Origin of the sequence: Neomoorella carbonis, assembly GCF_045278715.1 — a bacterium.
Classification (GTDB): domain Bacteria; phylum Bacillota; class DSM-521; order Neomoorellales; family Neomoorellaceae; genus Neomoorella; species Neomoorella carbonis.
The window spans coordinates 699,665-726,654 of the sequence record NZ_CP136420.1; the positions used below are offsets into that span (position 1 = coordinate 699,665).

At 52.1% G+C, this 26,990-nt stretch carries 26 protein-coding genes, 2 tRNA genes, 1 other RNA gene and 2 pseudogenes; 25 read left to right on the forward strand and 6 right to left on the reverse strand.

What is annotated here, in order from left to right:
- Nucleotides 1–227: 227 nt before the first annotated feature.
- From MCACP_RS03470 to MCACP_RS03480, 3 genes and pseudogenes are all read left to right on the forward strand, one after another.
- Nucleotides 228–1,316: a M24 family metallopeptidase gene (locus tag MCACP_RS03470; RefSeq protein ID WP_406678000.1), complete on the forward strand. Its 1,089-nt coding sequence runs from the start codon at nt 228–230 to the stop codon at nt 1,314–1,316.
- A 559-nt stretch (nt 1,317–1,875) separates the two neighbouring features.
- Nucleotides 1,876–2,835, forward strand: coding sequence for an Rpn family recombination-promoting nuclease/putative transposase (locus MCACP_RS03475; protein ID WP_406678001.1), 960 nt, complete (start codon nt 1,876–1,878; stop codon nt 2,833–2,835).
- Between the two features lie 285 nt (nt 2,836–3,120).
- A pseudogene (locus MCACP_RS03480) lies at nt 3,121–3,306 on the forward strand (hypothetical protein); the annotation flags it as partial.
- On the opposite strand, the gene MCACP_RS03485 reads toward MCACP_RS03480, so the two are convergent.
- From MCACP_RS03485 to MCACP_RS03495, 3 genes are all read right to left on the reverse strand, one after another.
- Complete coding sequence (locus MCACP_RS03485; protein ID WP_406678002.1) at nt 3,273–3,653, reverse strand: carbonic anhydrase; 381 nt, start codon at nt 3,651–3,653, stop codon at nt 3,273–3,275. The pseudogene MCACP_RS03480 and the gene MCACP_RS03485 overlap by 34 nt on opposite strands.
- 200 nt (nt 3,654–3,853) lie before the next feature.
- Nucleotides 3,854–4,042: a hypothetical protein gene (locus MCACP_RS03490; RefSeq protein WP_406678003.1), complete on the reverse strand. Its 189-nt coding sequence runs from the start codon at nt 4,040–4,042 to the stop codon at nt 3,854–3,856.
- Between the two features lie 77 nt (nt 4,043–4,119).
- Entirely contained in the window at nt 4,120–5,118 is a 999-nt protein-coding gene (locus MCACP_RS03495; RefSeq protein ID WP_406678004.1) for an SDH family Clp fold serine proteinase, read from the reverse strand.
- Nucleotides 5,119–5,273: 155 nt separating this feature from the next.
- Between MCACP_RS03495 and MCACP_RS03500 the strand changes: the two genes are divergently transcribed.
- Together MCACP_RS03500 and MCACP_RS03505 are read left to right on the forward strand one after the other, a co-directional pair.
- Nucleotides 5,274–5,519, forward strand: a complete 246-nt coding sequence (locus MCACP_RS03500) for a hypothetical protein (RefSeq protein ID WP_406678005.1) — start codon at nt 5,274–5,276, stop codon at nt 5,517–5,519.
- A 1-nt stretch (nt 5,520) separates the two neighbouring features.
- On the forward strand, nt 5,521–5,934 hold the full coding sequence (locus MCACP_RS03505) for a PIN domain-containing protein (RefSeq protein ID WP_406678006.1): 414 nt from the start codon (nt 5,521–5,523) through the stop codon (nt 5,932–5,934).
- A gap of 18 nt (nt 5,935–5,952) precedes the next feature.
- Here MCACP_RS03505 and MCACP_RS03510 read toward each other — a convergent pair whose 3' ends face one another.
- Nucleotides 5,953–6,444: a DUF523 domain-containing protein gene (locus MCACP_RS03510; RefSeq protein ID WP_406678007.1), complete on the reverse strand. Its 492-nt coding sequence runs from the start codon at nt 6,442–6,444 to the stop codon at nt 5,953–5,955.
- A 114-nt stretch (nt 6,445–6,558) separates the two neighbouring features.
- Here MCACP_RS03510 and MCACP_RS03515 point away from each other — a divergent pair, with 114 nt between their 5' ends.
- The 20 genes and pseudogenes from MCACP_RS03515 to MCACP_RS03610 all read left to right on the forward strand — a co-directional run bounded on the left by MCACP_RS03515 (nt 6,559) and on the right by MCACP_RS03610 (nt 24,882).
- The gene (locus MCACP_RS03515) at nt 6,559–6,873 is read left to right on the forward strand and encodes a YbjQ family protein (protein WP_141265508.1); all 315 of its coding nucleotides are present in this window, start codon (nt 6,559–6,561) and stop codon (nt 6,871–6,873) included.
- A 21-nt stretch (nt 6,874–6,894) separates the two neighbouring features.
- Nucleotides 6,895–7,350 carry a ribonuclease HI gene (gene rnhA / locus MCACP_RS03520; RefSeq protein ID WP_406678008.1) on the forward strand — a complete coding sequence of 152 codons (456 nt, stop codon included), beginning with the start codon at nt 6,895–6,897 and terminating at the stop codon, nt 7,348–7,350.
- 102 nt (nt 7,351–7,452) lie between these two features.
- Nucleotides 7,453–7,629 carry a rubredoxin gene (gene rd / locus MCACP_RS03525; protein ID WP_406678669.1) on the forward strand — a complete coding sequence of 59 codons (177 nt, stop codon included), beginning with the start codon at nt 7,453–7,455 and terminating at the stop codon, nt 7,627–7,629.
- A gap of 206 nt (nt 7,630–7,835) precedes the next feature.
- Nucleotides 7,836–8,441 (forward strand): flavodoxin family protein, encoded by a 606-nt coding sequence (locus MCACP_RS03530; protein WP_406678009.1) that lies wholly within the window; start codon nt 7,836–7,838, stop codon nt 8,439–8,441.
- Nucleotides 8,442–8,452: 11 nt separating this feature from the next.
- Nucleotides 8,453–9,442 carry a deoxyguanosinetriphosphate triphosphohydrolase gene (locus MCACP_RS03535; RefSeq protein ID WP_406678010.1) on the forward strand — a complete coding sequence of 330 codons (990 nt, stop codon included), beginning with the start codon at nt 8,453–8,455 and terminating at the stop codon, nt 9,440–9,442.
- A 742-nt stretch (nt 9,443–10,184) separates the two neighbouring features.
- On the forward strand, nt 10,185–12,005 hold the full coding sequence (gene dnaG / locus MCACP_RS03540; protein ID WP_406678011.1) for a DNA primase: 1,821 nt from the start codon (nt 10,185–10,187) through the stop codon (nt 12,003–12,005).
- Nucleotides 12,006–12,007: 2 nt separating this feature from the next.
- Complete coding sequence (gene rpoD, locus MCACP_RS03545; RefSeq protein ID WP_406678012.1) at nt 12,008–13,093, forward strand: RNA polymerase sigma factor RpoD; 1,086 nt, start codon at nt 12,008–12,010, stop codon at nt 13,091–13,093.
- Between the two features lie 75 nt (nt 13,094–13,168).
- Nucleotides 13,169–13,243 (forward strand) — tRNA-Asn (locus MCACP_RS03550).
- 4 nt (nt 13,244–13,247) lie between these two features.
- Nucleotides 13,248–13,322 (forward strand) — tRNA-Ile (locus MCACP_RS03555).
- Nucleotides 13,323–13,368: 46 nt separating this feature from the next.
- Nucleotides 13,369–14,145 (forward strand): tRNA (adenine(22)-N(1))-methyltransferase, encoded by a 777-nt coding sequence (locus tag MCACP_RS03560; RefSeq protein WP_406678013.1) that lies wholly within the window; start codon nt 13,369–13,371, stop codon nt 14,143–14,145.
- Nucleotides 14,118–15,230: a Nif3-like dinuclear metal center hexameric protein gene (locus MCACP_RS03565; protein ID WP_406678014.1), complete on the forward strand. Its 1,113-nt coding sequence runs from the start codon at nt 14,118–14,120 to the stop codon at nt 15,228–15,230. Before MCACP_RS03560 ends, MCACP_RS03565 begins: the two co-directional genes overlap by 28 nt.
- Nucleotides 15,231–15,319: 89 nt before the next feature.
- Nucleotides 15,320–15,680: RNase P RNA component class A (gene rnpB / locus MCACP_RS03570), an RNA gene on the forward strand.
- 250 nt (nt 15,681–15,930) lie between these two features.
- Nucleotides 15,931–16,416: a tyrosine-type recombinase/integrase gene (locus MCACP_RS03575; protein WP_406678670.1), complete on the forward strand. Its 486-nt coding sequence runs from the start codon at nt 15,931–15,933 to the stop codon at nt 16,414–16,416.
- A 1,249-nt stretch (nt 16,417–17,665) separates the two neighbouring features.
- Nucleotides 17,666–18,682: a restriction endonuclease gene (locus MCACP_RS03580; RefSeq protein ID WP_406678015.1), complete on the forward strand. Its 1,017-nt coding sequence runs from the start codon at nt 17,666–17,668 to the stop codon at nt 18,680–18,682.
- 320 nt (nt 18,683–19,002) lie between these two features.
- On the forward strand, nt 19,003–20,766 hold the full coding sequence (locus tag MCACP_RS03585; protein ID WP_406678016.1) for an AIPR family protein: 1,764 nt from the start codon (nt 19,003–19,005) through the stop codon (nt 20,764–20,766).
- A gap of 202 nt (nt 20,767–20,968) precedes the next feature.
- Nucleotides 20,969–21,442 carry a hypothetical protein gene (locus tag MCACP_RS03590; RefSeq protein WP_406678017.1) on the forward strand — a complete coding sequence of 158 codons (474 nt, stop codon included), beginning with the start codon at nt 20,969–20,971 and terminating at the stop codon, nt 21,440–21,442.
- Nucleotides 21,443–21,448: 6 nt separating this feature from the next.
- Nucleotides 21,449–21,706, forward strand: a complete 258-nt coding sequence (locus tag MCACP_RS03595) for a hypothetical protein (protein WP_406678018.1) — start codon at nt 21,449–21,451, stop codon at nt 21,704–21,706.
- A gap of 271 nt (nt 21,707–21,977) precedes the next feature.
- On the forward strand, nt 21,978–22,325 hold the full coding sequence (locus MCACP_RS03600; RefSeq protein WP_406678019.1) for a MarR family winged helix-turn-helix transcriptional regulator: 348 nt from the start codon (nt 21,978–21,980) through the stop codon (nt 22,323–22,325).
- A 15-nt stretch (nt 22,326–22,340) separates the two neighbouring features.
- Nucleotides 22,341–23,708: pseudogene (locus tag MCACP_RS03605) on the forward strand (MATE family efflux transporter).
- Nucleotides 23,709–23,955: 247 nt separating this feature from the next.
- Nucleotides 23,956–24,882 (forward strand): DUF2935 domain-containing protein, encoded by a 927-nt coding sequence (locus MCACP_RS03610; RefSeq protein ID WP_406678020.1) that lies wholly within the window; start codon nt 23,956–23,958, stop codon nt 24,880–24,882.
- 193 nt (nt 24,883–25,075) lie between these two features.
- Here MCACP_RS03610 and mqnC read toward each other — a convergent pair whose 3' ends face one another.
- Both mqnC and MCACP_RS03620 read right to left on the reverse strand, forming a co-directional pair.
- Entirely contained in the window at nt 25,076–26,158 is a 1,083-nt protein-coding gene (gene mqnC / locus MCACP_RS03615) for a cyclic dehypoxanthinyl futalosine synthase (RefSeq protein ID WP_406678021.1), read from the reverse strand.
- Nucleotides 26,127–26,987, reverse strand: a complete 861-nt coding sequence (locus MCACP_RS03620) for a menaquinone biosynthetic enzyme MqnA/MqnD family protein (RefSeq protein WP_406678022.1) — start codon at nt 26,985–26,987, stop codon at nt 26,127–26,129. The genes mqnC and MCACP_RS03620 overlap by 32 nt, the downstream gene beginning before the upstream one ends.
- Between the last annotated feature and the right edge of the window lie 3 nt (nt 26,988–26,990).

Below are 26,990 nucleotides of genomic sequence, written 5' to 3' on the forward strand. Positions count from 1 at the left end.
GTGCCTATATGTACCTGGACTGGATCTAGAGAGTTGGTGAACAGTATGGTGGAGCAGCCTTAACGAAGCCAGGGGATTATAAAGGCAAGGATGCCGAATATGCCGGCAACAGCGCCCGAGCCCGAGGCTGAGCACCGGCCTGATCTGCAAGGACCAGGGAGCGAGCAGAACAATACCAGCCTGGAGCGAGATTATTTTCAAGTTAGGGTAGGAGGCAAGGAACGACTTTGGAAGAGTGGAAAATTAAACAGCAAAAAGTGAGGGAGTTTCTAAGGGCCAAAGATCTGGCCGCATTTATTTTTAGTCGCCGTTCGAGTTTCGCTTGGCTTACAGATGGTGGAGAAAGTAGTGTCAATGAGGCCTCAATAATGGGAGATGCACACCTGGTTATAACGCCTGAGCGCCTTTATGTAACGGCTCCGAACAATGAAATGGATCGCTTATTGTCAGAAGTCCTTGGTGACCAGGGCTATGAACCGTTGAGTTATTACTGGTGGGAAAACGGGATACCTACCATAGAGAAGTTGTTCAAGGCTGGCCGGGTAGGTAGCGATATGGCGCTGCCGGGATGTCTTGACCTTTACCAGGAAGTAAAGCGATTGCGCTATAGTCTCATGCCAGGGGAACAGGAACGCATGCGTATTTTGGGTAAGAGGGCCGCGGATATATTGAGCGAAGTATGCCGGCAGATACATCCTGGCGATAGTGAAATAAAAATCGCCGGTGAAGTAAAAGGTAAAATGGGCGCAGAAGGGATAGCTACTCCCGTTGTCCTGGTAGCTGCTGACGACCGCATTAACCGGTACCGTCATCCACTACCTACTGAAAAAGAAGTAGAGCGTTTGGTAATGGTTGTCGTATGCGCACGGCGCTGGGGGTTGACGGTAGCCTTGACCAGAATGGTCCATTTCGGATCCGTGCCACGGATACTAAGCGAGCGTTTCCAGGAAGTAAATACCATCCTGGCGAGATTAATTAATGCCACAACTCCGGGGAAACCAGTAAAAGAAATTTTTTCGTTGGCAATGCAAACCTATGCCGAGCTTGGTTATCCACATGAATGGCAGAGTCACCACCAGGGTGGTCCTATCGGCTATGATACACGGGAATACCTGGCCTCGCCAGAATGCGATGATATTGTGTTGCCGGCACAGGGTTTTGCTTGGAATCCCACTCTTCCTGGGGTTAAAGCTGAGGATACTATTTTAGTTTCAGAGGCGGCGCAGGAGATTCTTACAGTAAGTAAGGATTGGCCCACCCAAATAATTAAAGCAGATAGAGGGAATCTGGAAATGCCTGATATTTTAACCTTATAGCTCCGTCAAGCGGTGGAAAATGCCACGTCTGTAGGAAGCCGGGAAGCATTGAAACTCCCTCAACTTTACCAGGTAGAAGCCGAAGGAGAGGCGTTCTTTGTCAAGACCCAGAGTACAGAGTTGAGCAAAAAGATCCTGCGCCGAGGGTGGATTACACTACCGAGAAACATAACTCGTAAAGAGGAGTATGCTACCCGCTGGCAAGTCCAGCAGTAGTGGCAAAATGCACGTCTTATTTTCTATTTTTCTATGAAAGTTTTTCTTCAGCTCTATATACCACATCCAGACCGAAGTCATGCCGCAAAATTATCTTTGGTATGCTGGAGATAATAAGAAATGGTGCCCGGGCTTCAATCATCAACCCGGGCATCTGCGTTTTAACCTTTTTGATGGATGGCCGTAGATTTCTATTGATGTAAAAACATCTTCTATGCCCATGGCTTCAAAAATTATGAGCTGGCTGCCTTTTGTCTTCATCCTTGGTCCCAATTTTTTAGTGAGTTCCAGCCTCCGGTATGTTATAATTTTATTCCAGAGAACACTACCGAGGAGAAACTCTATGCAGGTAATTGATCGCAGCATCAAGGTTCTGGCCCGGCAATATCCAGAAACTTTTATCAAACTGGTTTTAGGCAAAGACACCGGCTGGGAATATCAGACCATGGAAAACCCGGAAATCAATATCCCGGAGAAAAGGCTCGATTTTGTCTACGAAATAGAACAAAACGACAACAAGTACCTCCTGCACCTGGAATTCCAGTTACGCCACGAAAAAGAAGTACCTGCACGCATTTTTAAATACAGCGCTTATTTGACTGAGAGTTACCGCCTGCCGGTGATCCCGGTAGTCATTTATCTCGAGAAAAGGAATTATCGCCGGCTACCTGATGCCTACATAGTCGAGGTTAACAATAAAGTAGTCAGCAGGTTTACCTATCAAGTAATCAAACTGTGGGAATATGAGCAGGATATAGCCGGTGGTAAACTTAAAGAACTGGCTCCTTTGCTGGTCTTACTAAAAGATAATAGAGACGTTGCTCTTCTTGAGTATACCAGGAAACTGATACTTGAGGAAAAAGATATCAAACGGCGAGCCGATAGCCTATCGGTAGCCATATCAGTCGCGGAACGTTATTTTGATAGGGAAATTTTGCTCAATATCTTCCGGGAGGAATTTAAAATGCTGCTCAAAGAATCCAGCTTTGTCCAGGAATGGTATAATGAAGGCTTACAAAAAGGCCTTAGGGATGGCATGGAAAAAGGTTTAGCAGAAGGCCTGGAACGAGGGCTGGAAAGAGGCCTCGAAAAAGGATTGGTAAAGGGCCTGGAAAAAGGCAGGATTGAGGCATTAAGGGACAGTATCCTAGACGTACTGGAAGAACGTTTTGGCGTCCTACGATCTGGTATTGGCAAGAAACTGGAGGAGATAGATGATTCAGCCGCGCTGAAGTCATTATTCAAGATGAGCCTCAAGGTGAATTCCCTGGAAGAATTTGAAAAAATTCTTGGCCAGGTTTAGAAAAAGCTTCGGCAGGACTCTTCCAGAATTTTGCTGCTGCTAACCGGTCAAATATCAAGTCTTCTACCCCGATTATATAAACCTCCAGGCCGTTTATTTTCACCGTCGTCAGCTTATCTAAAGAACCGGCCAGGTATTCGTCGGGTATTTCCAGTGCCAGGTCCAGCTCTTCGTGATACCAGTGCCGCTCACCGGGCCGGTGTAAAAAACCATTCTTACAAAAACAGCCCTGGCCTGCTATCTGCCGTTGATGACCAGGGCCATGTCTTTGGTTGCATACCCACCAACGCCCTGGCTGCCTGGCATGAGGTCGGCGTACTCCTGCCCCTGACCGCAACAGTAATGGAAATTCTTCAGGCCCTAAAGGTAGATGGTTTGGGTGACGCCGACCACGGGGCTATTATCCGCTTCTATGAGAAGCTGGCCCAGGTGGAGTGTCACGCCAGTTCCACCATACGGCCGTCCAGGTAGAGGAAGGCAAGGTGCACTTTCAGTTCCGGGTGGCGTTCTTTTAATATTCTGGCGGCCGCTTCCATATCCTGGCGCTGGCGGGCCAGTTGTTCCTCGACGGGCAGGTCCCCTAAGTTATAGGCACCGCAGTCTTCGTGGTGGATTAAGTATACTTCCTTTATTTGATGGAGCCGGTAAGAATCTTCGACCAGGTTTATTTTGCCTTCACTCAGGAAATTGCGGCTGGCACCGGGAAGAGATAAATAATCATACTTCCCGGTCAACCCTTTTTCGCGCAACCAATCAGCAACAGCAGCCTGAATGCGGAAATCCATGCAGGTTAAAACACAGGCCTGGCAGCTAGCCATGCTCGTATACCACCTCCACCATCAATTATAAATCATGCTTCCGATGGATAAAACCCCTTTGCCATCCCCGGAGCCCGGCCGGAAGATGTCCGGGTAGAGGTCCGCCGGCAAGCCATGGAGATAGAAGGCACCGCCTCCCTGCCTGACGGCGGCCGGTACGTCTACCGGTACCAGGTCCCAAAACAGCGGCAGCAGCTGGTCTAAAAAGGCCAGCTGCTGCTGTTTTCCTCGTCGTCCCGGACGACCAGGGAGCTGCCGCCGACCGGCGTCCCGAAGGCAGCCGGGTAAGCTGAAGAGGTCGTCAGGGCGCGGTAGGGATTGCGGGTCGGGATGACTCGAATATTAGGTCGGGCCCGGTTAGGTTCCGGCACGTTAAAACACCTGTTCATGCAATTCTTGCTCTATCCTTTCCATATTATTTACAGCAGCCCCACCTCATCTACCCCTCTAATTGCACAGAGAAGCTTCAAATCAACTGGCGCCATCCCTGGCGGGTAAAGGTGACGCTGACCGGCGGGGCGCCTTCCCGGGGCTGGCTTTCCCTGGTTACAGTGCCGTGGAAGACGAAGGCATCCAGGCAGGGGATACTTTCAATAATGCCGCCGGTGGCCTCAAATTCCACCGAGTATTCCTGGGGTTTCAACAGGGCGGCCGGGTTAAAGGGCTCCAGGAGCTTTAAATCGGCTTCATAATCCAGGTAGAGCTGCCACATGAGGTCCTCCAGCCTCGCCGAGGGGCAGGTAATATGGAGCTTAATGTCCTGGACGGCCTCCCGCCGGGAAATCATGTGGTTGTGGGCATAGAGCCTCTCCGTCAGGTTCTTGATGATATCCTCCACGCGGTCTCGCTCATCTACCGGCATGTGCAGCTCCAGCAGCTTCCTGGCCAGGGAGCGGATCAGGGCGTAGTTGCGGTGCACGTTGCCCAGGGCCAGGGGATGAACTTTGTCCACCAGGCGGTTAAATACCACAGACAGGCTGCCTTCACTTTCCAGTCCGGCAATCTCCCGGGCCAGGGAAAAGTAGGCCATGACGTCTTCCACGCTGACCGGCAGGCGGGCGACCGGATTGGCCGGGTCCTCCGGGTTAAAGGCATTGGCCACGCTGGGGTCAATGGGTCCCAGCTCGCCCAGGGGCCCCATGACAATCTCATCGGCCCCCAGGCAGAGGAGGGTGCCGGCGCTGGCGGCGCGGAAGGGGACCAGGACGCCCAGGTGCCGGGTAAACTCCCGCAGCAGGTTTACCAGGCGCCAGGGGGTCAGGACATCGCCGCCGCGGGTATAGAGGAAGAGATCGAGGCGGGGCCGCGGCCCCAGGGCCAGGAGGTGGCGGTAAAAGACCCGAATAACGTCGGGAGCTATGCGGGTGCCCAGGTTTTCCCGGTCGCCGGTAAAATAGCAGATAACGGCCGCCTGGCGCTCAGCTTCGATCTGTTCTAAAAGCGGCAGGCGCTCGGCCCTTCCCATGGGTATCACCCTCCCAAGGCGGGGTCAAAGATAGTATTTCCCGCCGGGAGATGAAAAACACCATCGTTGCTCCTTAACCCGTGAGTTGTTATACTATAAGTAATACAAGAAAGGAGTGGTAGGTCATGGATAGTATTTCCGGCAGGGTTTCCAAAATGACAGCTGTAAGATTACCTTTAAAGGTTATTCATGAAATTGATACCATGGTCGGTAAGGGGAACCGGTCAAAGTTTATTGCCATGGCTATTGAAAAAGAACTCAAGCGGCAAAAACGCCTTGCCTATGTACAAAACTCCGAAGGCCTCTGGCAAGGGGACCTGGTACCAGATAAAAAGCCCGGGGAAGATGACACTCTGGCTTTTGTTAATCGCTTGAGGGAGTTAGATGAGAGGGAAGAGTAAAATGGTCCTGGAAACAGAACTTTGCGGGGTTTTAGTTGATACGGACTTCTTGATTGATTTAAACCGCGGCAAGGGCAACAAATGGCGTCGGAGGGCTGAAAAACTGCTACTTGAGATTAATTCCGCGGATCTTTTTGTATCCAATATTACCGTGACAGAATTTGTAACCGGCATTCCGCGAGAAAAACAGGAAGAAGCTCAACATATGCTGCAACAGTTGTATTATTATATCGCCCCAACTTGTGAAGAGGCCATTCTGGCCGGAACTTTGCGGCAAGAGTGGTTGAGGAAAGGGTACTCTCTATCCATCGCCGACGTAACTAACGCTGCTCTGGCCATTTCGAGGAAGCTAGTTTTGGTTACGCGAAATACAAAACACTATCCCTTTGAACAACTCCTGATTAAGAGCTGGTAAAGGAAAAAGTTGTACCTGTCATGGAATAATGTCCCCACTACCGCATTTCTTAACTTTAGACGCAAACTCCTCCTCACTGATAACCCTGAACCCATGCTCCCGGAGGAGCGCCGTTGTGACACCGGGGCCGGGACGGGTAGTGCCGGTAAAGGTGCCGTCATAGATTAATTTGCTGCCGCACGAGGGGCTCTTTTCTTTTAACACCACCAGTTCCGCCTCGATTTCCCGGGCCTTTGTCAGGGTGGCTGCCGCGCCGCGAAGGAAGGCGGCCGTCACATCCCGGCCTTCTTCATCCACCACCCGGGCCCTGCCGGCCAGGACATCATATCCGTTGCCGCCCTGAATTTCTGCCGGCGACCGGGGTATGGTTAAGCCTCCCAGGGTTTCCGGGCAGGCAGGCACGGCCTTGCCCCGGCGCACCAGCTCGGCGATGGCCGGGATCAGGTTGTGGCTGCCGCTGTATTTACACTTCTCGCCTGCCAGGCAGGCGCTGACCAGGATCCTGGCCATTCAACATCACCCGCTGTCAATTTTAACCTTATTAGTACGGCGCGTCAAATTTCAGCTTACACCATAAGCAGTCTGTGGTAAAATAAGAAAAATGCCTGGATGGGGGGAAACGTTTTGATTATTACTACGACCAATACCATTGAGGGTCACCAGATACGGGAATACCTGGGGATAGTGGCCGGCGAGGCCATCATGGGAGCCAATATCGTCCGCGATCTTTTTGCCAGCATTACCGATATTGTTGGCGGCCGCTCGGGAGCCTATGAAGAAAAGCTGGCCCAGGCCAGGGAAATCGCCTTACGGGAAATGGCCGACAAGGCCAGACGCCTGGGCGGGGATGCCGTGGTGGGCGTCGACATCGACTATGAGGTAGTAAGGGAAGGGATGCTCATGGTTACCGCCGCCGGTACGGCTGTGAGACTGGAGTAATCCGTGAGGCTGAAATAATCAATGAAAGAAGTAACCATCTACACCGACGGCGCCTGTTCCGGCAACCCCGGCCCCGGGGGCTGGGGCGCCGTCCTGATCTACGGCGATAAACGTAAAGAGATTTCCGGGGCCGAGGCCCATACCACCAACCAGCGCATGGAGATCAGCGCGGCCATCGCCGCTTTGAAGGCTCTAAAGGAGCCCTGCCGGGTGCGCCTTTACAGCGACAGCGCCTATCTCGTCAACGCCTTTCGCCAGGGGTGGCTGGACCGCTGGCAGAAGAACGGCTGGCTGACGGCCAGAAAAGAACCGGTGGAAAACCAGGACCTGTGGCGGGAACTGCTGCAGCTCGCGTCCCGGCACCAGGTGGAATGGTTAAAGGTCAAGGGACACAGCGACAATGCCGAAAACAACCGCTGCGACGAACTGGCCCGGGCCGCAATTGAGCGTTTATTGAAGCAGGAAATTCCATCCTGATAGCGAATACTAATAATTATATTGATTCTCGCCGGCGCCCCAGGCGGTGCCTGTATACGCCGGGCATGACGCTGCCAGTTTTTTATGTGTGACTGCGAATATATGAAAGGAGTGCCTCTAGTGACCAAATGGTCCTGTTTAGCCTGCGGCTATGTCTATGACCCCCAGAAAGGGGACCCGGCCGGCGGTATTGCCCCGGGAACGGCCTTTGAAGACCTGCCGGGGGACTGGGCCTGCCCTAACTGCGGCCTGGGTAAAGAGAACTTTGAACCCCTGTAGGCGGTTACGGGCGGCGCTGCCAGCGCCGCCTTAAATATATCAGGGCGGCTTTTTATTGCCGTCGCGGCAAACACAGAGCTCCAGTTTTGGCACCAGATTAAGCAGGAGAAGGGGCTTTGGCGGCGAACAAAATATAAACTGCCCGGGGTAGTGGAACTGAAGGAGCACACTCAGGCAAGGAATATCCAGCAAAGGGGAAATTGGTTATGCTAATTGTCGGCATTAACGGCAGCCCTAAAAAAGAAGGCAATACCGCCTTCCTGGTACGGGAAGGGCTGGCGGCGGCAGCTGCCGCCGGGGCGGAGACGGCCCTCATCCATATAGCCGATGCCCTTGCCGACCAGAAAATCCCTTACTGTACCCAGTGCAGCAGTCCCTGCCAGGGAGCTTGTTCCCGCAATAACCGCCTGGGAGAAGCCTTCGACCTCCTGCGGCGGGCCGACGGGGTCCTCATAGGCAGCCCGGTTTACTTCGGCAGTGTTTCGGCCCAGCTCAAGGCCTTCTGGGATAAAGGCCGTATCTTGCGTAAAGAAAAGGCCCTGTACAACGTCGTCGGCGCCGGGGTTACTGTGGGCGGCAGCCGCTTTGGCGGCCAGGAAACGACCCTCAAAGCCCTTTTCGACATGATGCTCATTCAGGGCATGATGATTGTCGGCGACGGCTTTTTCGAGGCCGACTGCGGCCACCAGGGCAGCTGCGGCCAGGCCCCGGCCGGGAGCGACGATTTTGCCGTCGCCAGGGTCCGCCTTACGGGTAAGCGCCTGGCCGAGGTGGCGGCGGCCACCCAAACCTTACGCCGGCACCGCGGTTAGGGGGTGAGGGTATGCTCCTGCGGATAGAAGCTGAAAAGCGGGAAGAAGCTATTTTAAGCCCCCTGGCGAGTTTAAGCAGCCGTACCAGGGGCCGTCAAGTACCGGAGGAGCCCTGCCCCATTCGTACCGAATACCAGCGCGACCGCGACCGGATTATCCATTCTAAAGCCTTCCGGCGCCTGAAGCATAAAACCCAGGTCTTTATCGCCCCGGAAGGGGACCATTACCGTACCCGCCTGACCCACACCCTGGAGGTAGCCCAAATCAGCCGCACCATTGCCCGTGCCCTGCGCCTCAATGAAGACCTGGCCGAGGCCATTGCCCTGGGCCACGACCTGGGCCATACCCCTTTCGGCCACTCCGGCGAGGAAGCCTTGAACGAAGTAGTGCCGGGAGGCTTTAAACACAACCTGCAGAGCCTGCGGGTGGTAGAAGTCCTGGAAGGCGGCCGCGGTCTTAACCTCACCTGGGAAGTCCGGGACGGCATTGCCCACCATACCGGACCGGTCAAACCCCAGACCCTGGAGGGCCAGATTATCTGCTATGCCGACCGCATCGCCTATATTAACCATGACATTGACGACGCCCTGCGGGCCGGCATCATTACCCCGGAGCAGCTTCCGGCCGATTGTTTAAAAATACTGGGAAGCACCCACCGCCAGCGCATCGACACCATGGTGACGGATATAATCCGCTACAGCTGGGAGCACGGCCGCATTGCCATGAGCCCGGCGGTCCAGCAGGCCACGGATAACTTGCGCGAATTTCTTTTTAAAAATGTCTATATCGGCTCCCCGGCCAAGGTGGAGGAAGGCAAGGCCAAAAATCTCTTAAAACAGCTCTACTTTTACTACCTGGAGCACCCGGAAGCCCTGCCCCCGCCCGTCCACCCCGATGACGACCTGGCCCGGCGGGTTTGTGACTATATTGCCGGGATGACCGACCGTTTTGCCATCCTCCAGTATACCCGGCTCTTTGTTCCCTCCGGTTTTCCTTCCTGAATCAGGGCGAAAGCCGGGCGAGCCAAACTGGTTCTACTAAACGGCAAGACGGCTCCGCGGGCATAAAAATGGGAAGGTGGCGGGAATCTCTTCGCTCGTCAGGCTATCCGCGCGTTGACGAAACGGCGGCAGGATTCCTTTCACCTTCCGGATAATATTATAACCGTGCCATGTGAACTATATACAGGGCAAAAAAAGGAATACCTTCACGGTACTCCTTAAAGAAGAATAGTAAAAGGGAGGTTTAGAAAAGGATGAAGGTTGCCCTTCAACACATAGTATAGCATACAAATATATAAAAGTCAGCACCCGGGCACCATGGCTGCACCGCAGCAAAGATGTAGCGCCAGGAGACACACCGCTGCCGGCCACCTACTGCCGGGTTTTAAAATAGGGCTGGAAGATAGCCAGAATAACCCCCCGGTAAAGGACATAGAGGGCGCTGCCGCCGATGAGAGCAATTAAAATTAAAGCCACGCCCTTGCCCACTTTTCCACCCCCTGTTAATCTCGTTTTGCGCCGGCCCTTCAGTTTATGCAGGTTGGTGCGGAGTTCCGGCGCCCTGTGCTCCTTTATGTTTTCAGTTTACCGCCTGCCATCAAGCTGTATGCAGCCCGGTGAAGGTATAATCTGGTAAAGCGGGACAAATAATAGGAAAAAGCGAAAATAAGGCCTCAAAAAGAGGATATTTCATTCTGATAGCGAATTGTATTAGCACACCGGGTCCCGGGAGGTGGTGTCCATGACAGCCGCCTTCAGCCAGGAAGTGATCGATGAGGTAAAGGACAGGGTAGACATCGTCGAAATCATCGGCAGCTATGTCCGGCTTAAAAAAAGCGGCCGCAATTACGTCGGTCTTTGCCCTTTTCATAAAGAAAAGACGCCCTCCTTCACCGTCAGCCCTGATAAGCAGATGTTTTACTGTTTTGGCTGCGGGGCGGGAGGCGATGTTCTCGCTTTCTTGATGAAGCAAGATGGCCTCAGCTTTCCCGAAGCAGTAAAAACCCTGGCCGCCAGGGCGGGGATCGACCTGGCCGGCGCTGAAGAATCGCCTGCTGCCAAGCGCCAGAGGGAATGGAAGGAACGCCTGTACCAGCTGGGGGCAATAGCTGCCAGCTTTTATTATCGCCTTCTCATGCGCCACCCCGTAGGAGCCCCGGCCCGCTTATATCTTCAGCAGCGGGGGGTAAAGGGAGAAACGGCGCGGCTCTTTGAACTGGGATATGCCCCGGATACGGGGACGGCCCTGGTAGATTACCTGCGGCGCCAGGGGTTCACTCCCCGCGACATTGACCAGGCGGGCCTGAGCGCCTCCCGGCCCCCCCTGGGGACGGCCGACCGCTTCCGGGGGCGGCTCATGTTTCCCATAAAAGACAGCCGCGGCCGGGTGATAGGCTTTGGCGGCCGGACTTTAAACGGGGGGCAGCCCAAGTATTTAAATTCCCCCGAGACAGTTTTATTTCACAAGGGCCGCCACCTTTACGGGCTGCACCTGGCCCTGCCGGGTATTCGCCGGAAAGGCCAGGCCATCCTCGTGGAAGGGTATATGGATATGATCGCCGCCTGGCAGCACGGTATTGATAATGTAGTCGCCTCCCTGGGGACGGCCTTAACCCCGGAGCAGGCCCGGGAGCTGAAAAAATACGCCCGGGAAGTGATCATCGCCTACGACGCCGACAGCGCGGGGGAAGCCGCCACTTTAAGGGGCCTGGACATCCTGGCCGCTGCCGGCCTTCAGGTGCGCGTTCTGCAGCTCCCGGAAGGAAAAGACCCTGATGAATTTTTGGCCGCCCGGGGAGCAGCGGCTTTCCAGGAACTGGTAGAGACCAGCCAGAGCCTGATGGAATTTCGCATCAATAAAGCCGTAGCCGCCCACGACCCCACCCGGCCCCTGGGCAGGAAAGCCATTATGGCCGCAGTTCTTCCCTCCCTTCGACAGGTAAAGGATGCCGTCGAGCAGGAAGCCTATGTCCGGCTGCTGAGCCGCCATACAGGGATATCCGAGGCCGCCATCATTAAAGCCCTGAGCCAGCAGCCGGCCGAGCGCGGGAGGACAGGAGAAGCCGTAGAAAAGGCGGGCCGGGAAGAAGACCCCGCACCGGGAAAACGTGCCGGAAACCCGGGAGAGCTATTTTTACTCCAGGCGTACTTAAGCAGCCCCCGGCTGGCTGCCGGCATTGACGGCGAACTGGGGGAAGACTGGGGTGACAGCCCGGCGGTCCGGAGCCTCACCGCCTTCGTCCGGGAAAAGCGCCGGGAAACACCGGAGCTGGCCGGTCCGTCCCTGGCCCGGCTTTTAACCGGCCGGGGGGTGCCGGAATGGGACGCCCTGATTGCCCGGCTTACCCTGGCCGACGGCCTGGGGCCCGTCCAGGAGCAGGCCGTCAAGAAAGCAATCCTCCTCTACAAGCTCCAGCACCTGCAAAAACAGGAAAAGAAAATAAGAATCGCTTTGGCCCGGGCGGAAACCAGCGGCGCCACCGGGCGGGTCCAGGAACTCCAAAAGCAAATCTTTCACCTGCAGCAAACGATAAAAGCGATAAAATCCGGAAGGGGGGAGTAGCGGTGAAAGAAGAACAGCAAAGGCAAAAAGTCAAGGAGCTGATTGAAAAGGGCAAGAGCCAGGGCGCCTTAACCTATCGCGAGATTATGGATGCCCTTCAGGGAATCGAACTCTCCCCCGAACAGATTGACGATATTTACGAACAGCTCAACCAGATGGGGATAGAGGTCGTGCCCGAACCGGTAGAACTGGAAGCCCTGGAAAAAGAAGAGGGCGAAACCGTCGATCCCGACCTCGATCTTTCGATTCCTGAAAACGTGGCCATTGACGACCCGGTGCGCATGTACCTGAAGGAGATCGGCCGGGTGCCCCTGTTGACGCCGGAAGAAGAAATCGAGCTGGCCAAGAGGATGGAGCAGGGCGACGAAGAAGCCAAACGCCGCCTGGCCGAAGCAAACTTACGCCTGGTGGTCAGCATCGCTAAACGCTATGTCGGCCGCGGTATGCTGTTTTTGGACCTCATTCAGGAAGGCAACCTGGGTTTAATCAAGGCGGTAGAGAAATTCGATTACCGTAAGGGCTACAAGTTCAGCACCTACGCCACCTGGTGGATCCGCCAGGCCATTACCCGCGCCATTGCCGACCAGGCGCGGACCATCAGGATCCCGGTGCACATGGTGGAGACCATCAACAAATTAATCCGGGTACAGCGCCAGCTGCTCCAGGAACTGGGCCGGGACCCGACGCCCGAAGAAATCGCCAGGGAAATGGATGTCCCCGTGGAGCGGGTACGGGAGATCATGAAGATCGCCCAGGAACCGGTATCCCTGGAGACGCCGATCGGTGAAGAGGAAGACAGTCATCTGGGGGACTTCATCGAAGACGAGGACGCCCAGGCTCCGGCCGAGGCCGCTTCCTTCATGCTCCTGCGGGAGCAGCTGGAGGAAGTCCTGGATTCCCTGACACCCAGGGAAAAGCGGGTTTTACGCCTGCGTTTCGGCCTGGATGACGGGCGGGCACGCACCCTGGAAGAAGTGGGCCAGGAGTTTGGCGTCACCAGGGAACGCATCCGCCAGATTGAAGCCAAGGCGCTGAGAAAGCTGCGCCACCCCAGCCGCAGCAAGAAACTGAAAGACTACCTGGAATAGCGGCAGCCGGTTCCCAAATCAGCATCTGCCTGTTGACCGGAGCGCCATTCCGGGGTATAATATAATCGTTGGCTATCCTCGGTAGCTCAATGGTAGAGCGCCCGGCTGTTAACCGGGTGGTTGCAGGTTCGAGCCCTGCCCGGGGAGCCAGAAAGGGCCCATAGCTCAACGGTAGAGCTGCCGGCTCATAACCGGTTGGTTCCTGGTTCGAATCCGGGTGGGCCCACCAAAAAAGGAAATAAGGCCAGCAGCGGAGGTCAGGAGGTGACCGTGAGGTGCTGGCCTTTTTTAATTACCATCAAGACGCAAATTGCAGCAGGGCGGCAGCCGGGGAGGCCGCCGGTATCAGGCTCCCGGCGCGCCTGCAGGCCGTAGCCGGTATGGTGCCGCCGGGCAGCCGTGTTGCCGATATCGGCACCGACCACGCCTATCTTCCCCTGTACCTGGCCGGCAGCGGCCGCTGTCCGCGGGTGATTGCCGTGGAAGCGGCGCCGGGCCCCTACCGGCGCGCCCTGGCCGCCGTGGCGGCCGCCGGCCTCCAGGAGCGGGTGGAAGTGCGCCTGGGAGAAGGCCTTGCGCCCCTGCAGCCGGGAGAAGTAGACACGGTAACCATGGCCGGCCTGGGCGCCCTGACCCAGCAGGGGATCCTGGAGGCCGGGCGGGAGGTGCGGCAGGAGTTAAAACGCCTGATTCTCCAGCCCCAGGGGGAAGCCGGGCCTTTGCGCCGCTATCTCGCCGCCACCGGCTGGTATTTATATAACGAAGATCTTGTTTACGAGGCCGGCCACTATTATATCATCCTGGCCGCCAGCCAGGGTACAAGCCCAACTTACAGCGATCTGGAGTGGAGGATAGGGCCCCTCCTGCTGCAGCGCCGCCACCCCCTGCTGCGGGATTATCTCCTGCACAAGATGGAAAAGCTAACAGCAGCCGTCCGGCAGCTGGCTGCCGGACGTGGGGCGCGCGCGAAAGAAAGGCTCATGGATTTAAGCCGGCAGCTGGAAGAGATACGGGAGGTGCTAGCATGGTTGCCAGGTGCAGCGAAGTCATAGCCGTTATGGAAGCCCTGGCCCCGCCGGAACTGGCGGCGGAATGGGATAACGTCGGCCTCATGCTGGGTTCGCCGGAAGCGGAAGTCCGCCGGATTCTGGTCTGCCTGGACGTTACCATGGCGGTAGCCGTGGAAGCTGCCGCCCGGGGGGCCAATCTCATCATCAGCCATCACCCCTTATTTTTTCGCCCCCTTAAATCCTTACGTTTTGACAAAGCCCCGGGCGATCTGGTCCAGCGCCTCATCCAGGACAACATCATGGTCTACTCGGCCCATACCAATTTAGACAGCGCCGATCTGGGCGTCAGCTATCACCTGGCGGTAAAGCTGGAACTGGAAGATATCCAGGTCCTCCTGCCCACCCGCCGGGAGAAGTATTATAAGCTGGTGACCTTTGTGCCGGAGGATCATGAAAAGACCGTGCGAGAAGCCATTACCCGGGCCGGGGCCGGCTGGATCGGCAACTATTCCGACTGCACTTTCCGGGTGGCCGGCACCGGTACCTTCCTGCCCCTAGCCGGCACCCGGCCCTATATAGGCCGGGAAGGGGAGGTTACAGAGGTCAAAGAATACCGCCTGGAGACCATTGTCCCCACCGGCAGGCTGAAAGAAGTCCTCCAGGCCCTGCTGCAGGCCCACCCTTATGAGGAAGTAGCTTACGACATCTACCCCCTGGCCAACGAAGGCCCGGCTTCAGGGATCGGCCGCCTGGGGGTTTTATCCCAGGCCGTGCCCCTGCAGGAATTTGCCCTGCAGGTGAAGGAAACCCTGGGGGCGGCCCGGGTCAACGTGGTGGGGGACAGGGAACGCAAGGTAAAGAAGGTGGCCGTTTGCGGCGGTGCCGGCAGCGATGTCATGACCACCGCCCGGGCTGCCGGGGCCGACGTTCTGGTCACCGGGGATTTAAAGTTCCACGAAGCTCGGGCCGCCGAGAGTTTAGGCCTGGCTGTAATCGACGCCGGCCACTTTGCCACCGAGAGGCTGATCGTCCCGGCCCTGGTGACCTACCTGCAGGACCAATTACAGGAGCGGGAAGTGATGGTCCTGGCCTCCCAGAAAGAGCAGGAACCGTGGTACGTACTCTAAATAAACATGGGGATTACCCGTCCTCCTTGACAGATTGCTATAAAGGGTGTTATATTTAAATCCGCTGAAGAAAAGTGGATAAGTGCTTTTGAGTAAACCGGATGGTCGCGGGCGATAAGCGCCTGGCGCGCCTGTCGCCTGAGGAAAGTCCGAGCTCCGCAGGGCAGGGTGCTGGATAACGTCCAGTGGAGGCGACTCCAAGGAAAGTGCCACAGAAACAGACCGCCCGGCACTTTAGTGCCGGGCAAGGGTGGAAAGGTGAGGTAAGAGCTCACCAGCGGTTAGGCGACTAACCGGCTCGGTAAACCCCACCTGGAGCAAGACCGAATAGGGGGACAAAAGGGGTGGCCCGCCCCGTCCCCGGGTAAGGTCGCTGGAGGCGCCAGGCAACTGGCGTCCTAGATAGATGACCATCCAAGACAGAACTCGGCTTACAGGTTTGCTCAAAAGCACTTTTTCTATTACTTATAGACTACTGGCCGGAGTTATGGCTCACTGAGTGGAGTTATGTCTCACTCAGTGAGCCATTCTCCTTATATCGCTCCATGTTATTGCTATAGTATTTTAACCGCCCTTATTATGCAAGCTGGCAAATAAACCTCAGGTAAGGACATTATTCGCTGAGGTAGCAAAAAGGTCGCCTTTATTGTTTAAATCATAATTTTATGGGTAGATAGGTGAGACTGGATGTATAAAGTAGCTGGAACTTCTAAAAGAATTTAAAGACGGAGGTTATGGCGGTAAAGAATGTGTATTTCGTAGTCGGCAGAGTGATTCTATTAGTGACTCACGGATGAAAGATATTATAGCTAAGTTGCATAAAGGCAATTTTAAAGTTAAGGAATATAACTCCCATGACATGCGGACCACTGTAGCTACAGAAATATCTACTGCACCGGGCTGTAATACGAGAACGGTGCAGCAGGTTCTTGGTCATAAGCGAGCGGAAACAACAGTAGGTTATGAACGGGCAAATTCAGAAGCCCTTAAGCGGGTTATATCAGAACGTTTCAATATGGTAAATATAGACCCTTGGATTAAGAATGATTCTGATGATAAGGTAGAAAATGATTCTGCCGTTAGGGCAGAAACAGCAGTCAGCAAGGAGAGCCAGCAGCAGAGCGAGGGTCTGGAATTAAAGCCGATGCCTACGTTGCCAGTTGATGTATATTTGCGGCAAAATTAAGAGGCAAATAATATGCTGGCGTTGATGACCATTGATCTGCGTCAAGGTATACTTAATGAGCGGGAATATAGGATTGCTCTGGAGGCGTTCTTTAGCTCTTTAAACGTTAACAGTAGACAGGATGGTATTCCTACTGCTAACTGAAGTATGAGGTAACGCTGTGATTGTGATGAACTGTTATCAACCCCTAGTATCAAAGATTATGGGAGGCGAGAAATCATATGGGGTGACTGCTTATGATGGGGAGGCCGTAACAAGGGATCGTTCTTGTAAGGAGAACAATTCCCACGCCCAGAGGTGGAACCGGATTTACAACGAAACTTGCAAGAATAACGGAAGTTGCTCAAACACGACCGTAGGAACGTTTCACTTCCCTCGTGCACCTTATAGATGCGGATATGCTAAGGAGGTGCCATACCGAGCTCAAGGCAATAGGGCTACCGATATAGATGGGATTACCAAGGAGTAATATGGCGACAACCTGGAAGCTAACATACAAAGCCTCCCGGAACGTCTCAAAGGTAAATCTTACCGGCCCCAGCCAGTCAAGCGCGCCTATATTCCCAAACCGGGCTGAAACAAGAAGCGCCCCCTTGGGATACCACCTACGAAGATAAAATAGTCCAACTGGTTGCCAGTAAGACCTTAAAGCTCGTATAAACGTGTTCTCATTATTTCCGGTAAGTGTTAACGTTGGCGTTCAATATGACACCCTTTTGCCACTTTTATTGGGAGACATAAGAGGGCATCGAGGAAGTTGCTCTTCCCAATAATCCTATAACTTGGGAATGGGCATTAGCCTCTTGATGTATTCTTGCTTGAAAACGAACTCTAGCGCGATATTTTTAAAATAGACCACTGTCGATGATCTGGTTGGGGGGGTTAACATGTTAACGTATGTTAACATAAGTAATGGCGTCAAGTGATTGTTAACAAAGAAATAGCAGGATAATATTCCTGTATGGCGAATTATTCCTTTAAAGCAAATTTTAACACGGGCTATTGGTTACTTGGTCACTAAGTCAGGAAATGGTATGCCGATATTAGAAAAGCAGCTTTAAATAGGGCTCATTAAGAGATTTCGATTGCTAAAGCTACGTACATTCTACACGAAACGCCTTGTCCGAAAGTCAATCATTAAGAAAAAGGAATGTTGAGGTTTAGTTATAGGGCTTACTATAAAAACAGTACAAACATAGTAGAAAGGTATACTCTTTCTTTATTAACACTAAATTGGGGAGAAATTAACGTGGACGAAAAAGAGCTCAATGTTTGGGGTATCCATGCTGGAAAAACAGGTGATGCTGATACCATCTTTCTAAAAAAGAATTATATTGGTCTTGGTTGGGATGAGTTAGGCGACCTCAGTACACTTAAGGCTGACAGAGAGGCTTTTAAAGCCAAAGTCGCAGAGTTTTATCCCGACAAAAAGCCCGGTGCAATACCCAATATCGCCGGACAACTTTACCGGTTCGTACACGAAATGAAGGACGGTGACATTGTTGTTTATCCCTCAAAAATAAACCGAGAAGTGCATATCGGGAAGGTAGCTGGTCCTTACAAGTACAGCCCTGATATCGGGAAGGGCTATCCTCACCTTCGCCCGGTAAAGTGGTTACGATCTCTTCCACGCACTAAATTTACCCAAGGAGCTCTTTACGAAATCGGTTCAGCAATGAGTTTTTTTCAGGTAAAGAATTACTCTGAAGAGTTTAAGGCCGCACTTGAAGGTAAGACTACACCGACACCCCCTTCCAAGGATGATACTCTTTCAATTGTTACAAAAGATATTGAAGAAACTACCCGCGATTTTATCATCAAACAGCTTTCCCAGGAATTAAAAGGACACCCTTTGGCTGAATTCGTAGCTCACCTTCTAGAAACGATGGGATATCGGACACGTATTTCACCGGAGGGGCCGGACGGCGGCATTGATATTATAGCTCATAAAGATGAGTTGGGTTTCGAGCCACCGATCATAAAAGTGCAAGTAAAGAGTAGTGAGGGGAGCATCGGCGACCCGGTGGTTTCCTCGCTTTATGGCAAAGTAGCGTCAGGTGAATACGGGCTTCTAGTGACGTTGGGAACCTTTACTGCCCAGGCTCGTAACTTTGCGAGAAGTAAGAGCAACTTACGGCTTATTGATGGAGACGAGCTGGTAAACCTAATCTTGCAGCACTACGAGCAGTTTGATTCACGCTATAAGGGACTTTTACCGCTTAAAAGGGTGTATGTACCCCAGGTGTTAGAAGAAATAGAGGAATAAATATTAACGGCGAATAAGGCAGCCATTTCAAAAGCTCCCGGTATATTAAACATTTTCAAAACAGCATTGTCGCCATCAGCATGGACAGATGGGAGTGGGACGAGGTCAAGGACACAATGATATTTTTATCGAATGATTATGGCTAAATCTGAAGTAAGAAGAAGTTAACATCCATAAATACCAGACGCACAAGGAAGCCTTTCAGAGCAACTTTACTGAGCATGTGTTTCGGTAGTTGCTTGGATGGGTTTTGGAGAAGTACTACATCCGTCAAAGCCATATATATCAATAATTGTTGAAAAAGGGGGAGCGTGCTAAAGATGAATCAAACAGTACCCTATGAAGTCGCCTATCAAGCAAGAGATGACTTGCAGCAATATGGAAAGAATGCTAGGCTGCTATTTGCCTTGCAACTGAGATTTAGGATTGAAGACATTCATTCCATCGCTGCAGAATGCTTGACCGATGGACCAGATGATAAAGGTTGCGATCTTATTTATGTAGATAGAGATTCTGGGTATGCTGTTATTGCACAGGGTTACGAGGCTGAAAGGCCCGGTAAACGCTCTGCTCCCTCCAATAAGGTTAACGGGTTGTTCAGAGCTACCTCCTGGGTCTTAGATCCATCAGTATCAGGGTTACCAGATCGCCTTAAGCCTGCCGCCCAAGAGCTTCGCTCTGCGATAGAATCGAAAAGCATTCGTTCAATATATTTTTGGTACGTACATAACCTAATAGAATCTGAAAACGTGGAACAAGAGTTATTACGATTAGAAGGAATAGCAAAGGACATCTTACGAGGAAACTACAAAGACTACGACGTTGAAGAAATTGAAGTTAAAGCCACGGAAGTTGGCCAACAAACACTTGAAGAGTGGTATCAGGCTTCATTAACACCCATCTTGGTAACAGAAACATTCAGAATCAAAGTTTCCGGAGGCTATGAGATACGTAGTGAAGACTGGTGCGCGTTTGCTACTGCAGTACCCGCGCACTGGCTATATGAAGCTTATAAAGCTCATGGGGCTAAATTATTCTCGGCTAACATACGCGACTACCTAGGAAGCAGGCGTAGCGATAGGAACATTAACAACGGAATTAAAGAGACCGCAAAATATGATCCAGGCCACTTTTGGGTTTTCAACAATGGCCTCACAGGACTTGTTAATGACTTTCATATAGAAGAAGGATATCCAAAAACACTTGTCATCAAAGGCCTTTCTATAGTTAACGGGGCACAGACAACAGGGGCTATTGGATCGTTATCCAATCCTCCAAACAATGAGGCGATGGTTCCTGCTCGCTTTGTCAAGTGCAATAACCAGGAAACGATCCAATCAATTATCCAATATAACAACAGCCAAAACAGGGTTGAGGCGGCAGACTTCCGTAGTAACGATGCTGTACAGAAAAGACTACGCGAAGAGTTTCAAAAAATACCCAATGCCACTTACCTCGGGGGGAGAAGGGGTGGAGTTCAGGATACTATCTCCCGCCAGCCAAACCTAATTCCATCAAATACTGCCGCACAAGCCTTAGCGGCATTTCACCAAGACCCAGTTACAGCATATAACGAAAAATCCAATATCTGGTCATCAGACAAACTATACTCTACATACTTTAATGAAGGAACACATGCCGAACACATAGTATTTGCATACTCACTACTCCGTTGTATAGAAAATAAGAAATCTGACCTTAAAGCTGCAGAACGATCGGGGCAACCCATGACCGATGAGCAGAAGAAGCAGCTTAGTTTCCTTCGACATAGAGGAGCTACATTGTTATTTGTGTCGGCAGTGGCTAAGTGTTTAGAAACCTTCTGTGGTAAAAAAGTTCCTAATCCGTTCCGCTTATCTTTTGGTCGGGTATCACCTAGAGAGGCAGCCGAACGATGGGTTCCCATCGTTGAAGCTACTATTCCGTTTTGTGGGTGTCTGACACCGGCTGTGGAAAACGGGCTTAAGAGTAAGGAGAAGGTTGCCGAAGTGACGGACCTGTTTAAGGCATTTGTTGAACAGAGCAAGGTTGTGATGCAACCTGTATATAGCGAATTTGCTGGATACGTCATTTTAGGACAATAATTCAGTACAATGGCTACTTCGAATGTGATTGGTTAGTTATAATGGATCCTGGATTTTTAGACACGAAAAACGGGAGTTTAAGCGTCAGAATGGGTAGTAGGAACAATATCAAGCGTGGGCTTTTGGCTAAAAAAGCTAGAAACGAAAAGGCAGGGAGAGAAGGGGTCCAGCCCATCTGGGGGTTGAAACCGGTGACCCTGAATTGCTTGCTAAGATCAATAAAGGAGTAAACGATAAGGAAATGGTGGCTGCTGCCCAGGCTGTCGTCCAGTCGGGCATTAAATTGTCTGTTACGGTTATTTTGGGTTTGGCGGGCCGTGATCGTGAACGTTCAAAGCGCCATGCTGAAGAGACGGCCAAGTTAATTAATTTTATAAACCCTCATTATTTGGCAGCGCTGGTTCTGATGCTGGAACCTAAAACAATTCTTTACCGCAAGATGCAGTCAGGCAAATTTACTCTCCCGACGGCTTATGAAATCCTGGAAAAATTAAGGATTATGGTTGCTAACCTGGAGGTAGAAAATTGTATTTTTAGAAGCATTCTTGCCTCGAATTATTTGGCTTTAAGAGGTACCTTGAGTCAAGATAAAGAAGAGTTATTGAAGTTGATTGATTCTATTTTAAAGAATAGAGATTTGAGGCTTTTGCGACCTGATTATTTGCGCGGATTCTAAGTAAATATGTCTAAGGATATCTACATTTTAGAGGCCCTGCGGGCAGCAGGAGAGCCAGATGTACCCGATCCTTATGCAGACGAACGGATAATGCTCTACGCCGCTAATTGGTTTTGTGAAGAATGCTATCTGGAAATCCAACCGATCATACCCCGGCAGCCGGATTTACAGGTTATCACCTTTTCTTATGGGCCATATTTTGGACAAGGAAGAGGTGATAACCTTTTTTACAAAAGTCCTTTAGATGGTAAAAGGAAAAATTGACCGGGGGCAGCCGGATTTAACAAAAAACTAATTGACCGGCCGCAATTTATATTAGAATTCTAATCATAATAATTCTAACCACCAGAAAGAAGAGCTGATTGTTTAAGGCAGGGGTGGTCAAAAACTGTGGGGAGGAAAGGACTGTGGAATCAGACCCGTGCAGGTTAGCGGGTGTAGACAAAGAACTGGCCGGAGAGTTGCACAGGCTCCTCATAAAGTTTATCGGCCTCCATCACCAGAAATTCCTTCGCGCCTTTCGGGAGGGGGGAAAGTGCAGCCTCAAGTTAAAGAAGAATCAGCAAAAGTTAATCGCTTTCCTTATTGCGATGGGCAAGCTACACCGAGTGAGCTTAGCAAAAAGCTTGACCTGGAGAAGGGTGGGGTTACCACCCTGGTGGATTCTCTCGAGGAAATAGGATTTGTGGCCCGGATGGAGGCCCCCGGTGACCGGAGAAAAAACATAGTTGTCCTCACGGGCAAGGGTAAAGCCCACATGGAAAGAGTTATGGCCGAACATCAAGAAATACTCCTCGATATCCTGAAGAAACTCGATAGAACAGAGGTAGAAGAATTAATAGCGAACTTGCGAAGGGCTATAGAAATAATCGAACGCCTGTGAAAGGAAGAAGAAGTCATGGGGGAAGGAAGTTCCTGGGCACTCGCGTATGCTCCTGTGGGGCGCCTATTGTGGCGCTTTTCATGGCCAGCTATCGTAGGTATGATGTGCAACGCTTTATATAACGTTATCGACCGGATATTCGTGGGACTGGGAGTTGGTACCCTGGCCATTGCGGCCGTAACCGTAGCTTTTCCCCTGATGACTGTATTGCTTGCCCTGTCCCTTTTGATAGGCGTAGGAGCTACGGCCTTGATTTCCATCCGGCTGGGGGAAAATAAAAGGAAAGAGGCCGAAGTGGTGGCCGCCAATGCTGCCGGATTGCTGGTATTGTTGCCCCTAAGTTTTTCCATTGTCTATCTGTCCTTCCCGGAACCCCTTTTAAGGCTGTTCGGGGCCAGCGCCGAAGTGATGCCTTATGCCCTTGATTTCATGCATATTATTATTCTGGGCTCGGTCTTTGGCAGTCTTGGCATGGGAATGAATAATTTTATCCGGGCGGAAGGCAACCCCATCATGGCCATGTCAACACAGGTGCTGGGTACGATAATCAACGCGGTTTTAAATTATATCTTCATTTTTCATCTGGGAATGGGGATTAAGGGTTCGGCGCTGGCCACGGGAATGGGCCAGTTATTTCGCTACGGTCTGGGTTTTAAGCTATTATTTTACCGGCCGCAGCCTGGTCAAATTAAAATTGCGCAACTTTTGGCCACGGCTGCCCATCATCTTAAGGATTGTTTCTATAGGGTTTGCCCCCTTTGCCCTGCAACTGGCCAGCTGCCTGCAACAGGTAATCCTGAACAAATCCGTTCTGGCCTATAGCAGAGATTTGGGGCTGTCGGCAGTAGGGATACTTATGAGCATTATTACCTTGTTAATTATGCCTATCCTGGGTATCAGCCAGGGGGTGCAACCGATTATCGGTTTTAATTACGGTGCCCGCCGCTTTGATCGGGTTAAGGAAACCTTAAAAAAAGCGGTAATCGCCGCCAGCTGCGTTTCTGTAAGCGGGTTTTTAGTTATGCGTATCTGGCCGGAAAAGAGATTGCCGGATTGTTCAGCAAGGGAGACACGGCCCTTACCACAATGACGGCTGAAGCGATGGGCGTATTTTTCGGCATGATCTTTGTGGTCGGTTTTCAGATTGTGTGTTCCCAGTATTTCCAGGCCGTGGGCAAGGCGGCCCAGGCGACTGTCCTCAGCCTGTCCCGCCAGGTGTTCCTGTTCATCCCCATGCTGCTAATTCTTCCCCGCTTCTGGGGCATCAACGGCGTATGGAAGACGGCTCCCATTGCCGACGCCCTTTCAGTCCTGATAACCGCCTTCTTCATATTTAATGAAATGAAGCTGCTGCCTAAAGAAACATTGGCTGCCGGCAAGTAAAAAGGGAGTATATCAGATAAAATTAATGTCAAAAAAGAATAAGAATAAGTTAAGATATTGCCGTGATGGTTTAGGTTTGACGGATGGAGTTTTGGTAACCATCCGCAGCATTCTTCTGAGCGATTTCTTTGTGCAGATCCCGCGGGCAATCCCGTCAGGCCCCCCCCTCTCATCTATTCTGGCTGCAACATAAAATATAACAACATGGCAATTTGTATCTCGATGGTTGGACAAGGGGGGCATAAAAATGTTGTCAATTGAAGATTTTGTTAGGCAGTCACTGGATTTAAACTTGTTCTTTTTAAGGATTATGAAGGAGCACTCCTTCTTTTTGGAAGGAGCCTTCACCCCGGTTAATTCAGACCTGGCGCGTCAGGCAGATACTCTTATGAAACAGTTTGAGGCCTTATTAAAAGAAGCTGTATCCCTTGCTGATGGATTTATTAATCCCGACGTAGCGTCTTCAGGAGAAATAGTTACCGATTTTACACTTAATGCTGAAAGGGCAACTCAGTTATATACCGGCATTCCAATTGACACCAGCATTACCACGGCGGAGCTTTCCCTGGTTAAAGGTGTACAACAATTAAATATAGGAATGCTGGTAGAAAGAGTTGCTGATTTAAATCAGAAGGTAATTGCCCTTACACAAGCTTTAATTAATTTTAAGACCAAAGTGCTGGACAGTGTTTTGGCTTGCAATATGTTTACATTCAACTATCCGCTTTTAATTGACCACATTCGCAGGGAAGCTATATTGTTCGTAAGTTTACTCACGAGATTACAAAACCGACTTATAGCGGATATAATCAGGTTTGCAGTTGAGCAGGAAGCTTTCTGGAACAAAATTATGGCCGAACATGCAAAATTTATCAGGGGACTTTTAGATCCCACCGAAGAGACCCTGATACAAATAGCCGCTAATTTTGGTAAAGAGTTTGACGTGCTTACTGATAAGGCGCTGGCATTGCACAATCAGATTACCCTTTTACCCCAGGTTACCCAAGAAAGCCTGAAGGAAACTGAAGAGATAAGGGATTTCAAGAGGCAAGGCATGGAGGGCATTCTTGCATGTAAAATCAGATCTATTATCTTGCCTTTATTGGCTGACCATGTTCTCAGGGAAGCAAATCATTACCTGCGTTTATTAAAAATTTTTAGTATGAATTGTTAAAAGAAAAGACAGGACACTCGGGGAAATTCTTGCTCGGTTGGGGTTTAAAGACACACTCCTGCACCGTACCCTGGTGCAGAACCTGTTTCAAGATAAACGGTTGCTTAAGACAAGAAACCCCGGCGACTTTTGCCGAGGCTTCCTGGTCTTACAATATCGAGGACGTTGTTACCCTGATTTTAAATTGCATCTTTCACTGGTTGACCGGTTCTGCGTCGTAGTAGCGCAAAATATGATACTCATTATCACGCTGGGCGGGCCGGAAACCGGCCGCCCGGATGCAGTGAAGAATCTCCTCCCGATCGGCACGGAAGGAAGCACCGGCCGCCCGGACTACGTTTTCCTCCAGCATGGTGGAACCGAAATCGTTGGCGCCAAAGAAAAGGGCCGCCTGAGCCACCTTGGTTCCCTGGGTTACCCAGGAGACCTGGATATTGGGGATGTTGTCCAGGTAAAGCCGGGAAAGGGCCAGGAGTTTCAGGTATTCGGTGGCGCTAGCTTCCACGCCGCCCAGTTCGGTATTGCCGGGCTGGAAACTCCAGGGGATGAAGGCTGTAAAACCTCCCGTTTCATCCTGGAGCTGCCGGACAGCCTCCAGGTGGGCGATCCGCTCAGCCATAGTTTCCCCCAACCCGAAAACCATGGTGGCGGTTGATTTCATCCCCAGGGCATGGGCGGCGCGCATCACTTCCAGCCAGCGGGCCGCACCGGTCTTTTTGGGGCTAACCTGGCTGCGAACCCTGTCGACGAGGATCTCCGCCCCTCCTCCGGGGAGGGAATCAAGGCCCGCTTTCTTCAGCCGCCGCAAAACCTCTATCACCGGCAGCCCTTCCTTCCGGGCCAGGTCATCGATTTCTACCGGAGATAGGGAATGAAGGGTGACCGGATAGCGGGATTTAATCCAGGAAAAGAGGTCCTCAAACCAGGCCAGGTCTAGATCGGGATGCAGGCCCCCCTGCATCAGGATCTGGGTTCCCCCTGTAGCCAGGGTCGCCTCGATTTTACGGCCGATTTCCTCCCGGCTGAGGAGGTAGCCTTCCGGATCCCCGGGCAGGCGATAAAAGGCACAGAAACGGCAGGCATTGACGCAGATGTTGGTATAGTTGATATTCCGGTCCACGACAAAGGTGACCGTCCCTTCGGGGTGCAGCTTCTGACGGACCAGGTTGGCCAGGTAACCCAGTTCCAGCAGGCCGGCCTCCTGATAAAGACGCTCCGCTTCGTGAAAACTCAAACGCTCACCGTCAAGCACTTTGCAGGCGATAGTTTCTTTCATTGTCTCCCCCCCAGATCTCCAGAGCCACCGGATGGGCGAGGAACCCTTCCCCATGGGCCAGGCCGTAAAAGGTTAAAAGCCCCTCCAGGTGCGGCCAATCCAGGTCATAGTTTAAAAGGGCAAAATAATCCTCGATAAATTCCGGCTCCACTCCAAGGCGCCGGGCTCCTGCCGCTGCCAGGGTGCCCGGGTGGCCTTTTCCCCAGGCCTTGGCCTCCTGTAAGGCCCGCCAGATTGCGGCCAGCTTTTCCGGGTGGGCAGCCGCAAAATCTTTCCTGGCCACCCAGAGGGCAAAGACCATAGGCTTGCCGGTTAACCGGTACCACTCTTCACCCAGGTCGTAGACGAAAGGATAACGGCCTGTCCGGACGACCTGCAGGGCTTCATCCCCGATGGTAAGCAGGGCTTCCGGTCGCCCCCAATCCGGGGGGCTGCCGGTCGGGCGGGTAAAAAAGTCCGGCGCAACATGATAAAGCCGTTGCAGAAGGATACGCAGCAAAACCACGCTGGTGGCCGAATAGGGAGTGAGGGAAAGGGGGCGGCCCCCGAGTTCCTTTGCCGGAACCCGGCTTAAAAGGAATACGCTGCCAACCCTGCCGCGGCAGGAGATAGATAATCCCGGCAGGACCAGGGCGTCTTCCGCAAACTGCCCGTAAGCCAGGGAAGAGACAGCCGTGACCTCTAATTCCCCCTGCCGGAAGGCCTTATTTAAAACCGCAGGGTGGTCGGCAACTATTCTGGCCGGTACGTTTACCCGCCCTGTCTCCAGGGGATAAAACAGGGGCAGGCAGTTCAGGTAACCCACCCGTCCCAGCCGGGGCCAGTCCATAGC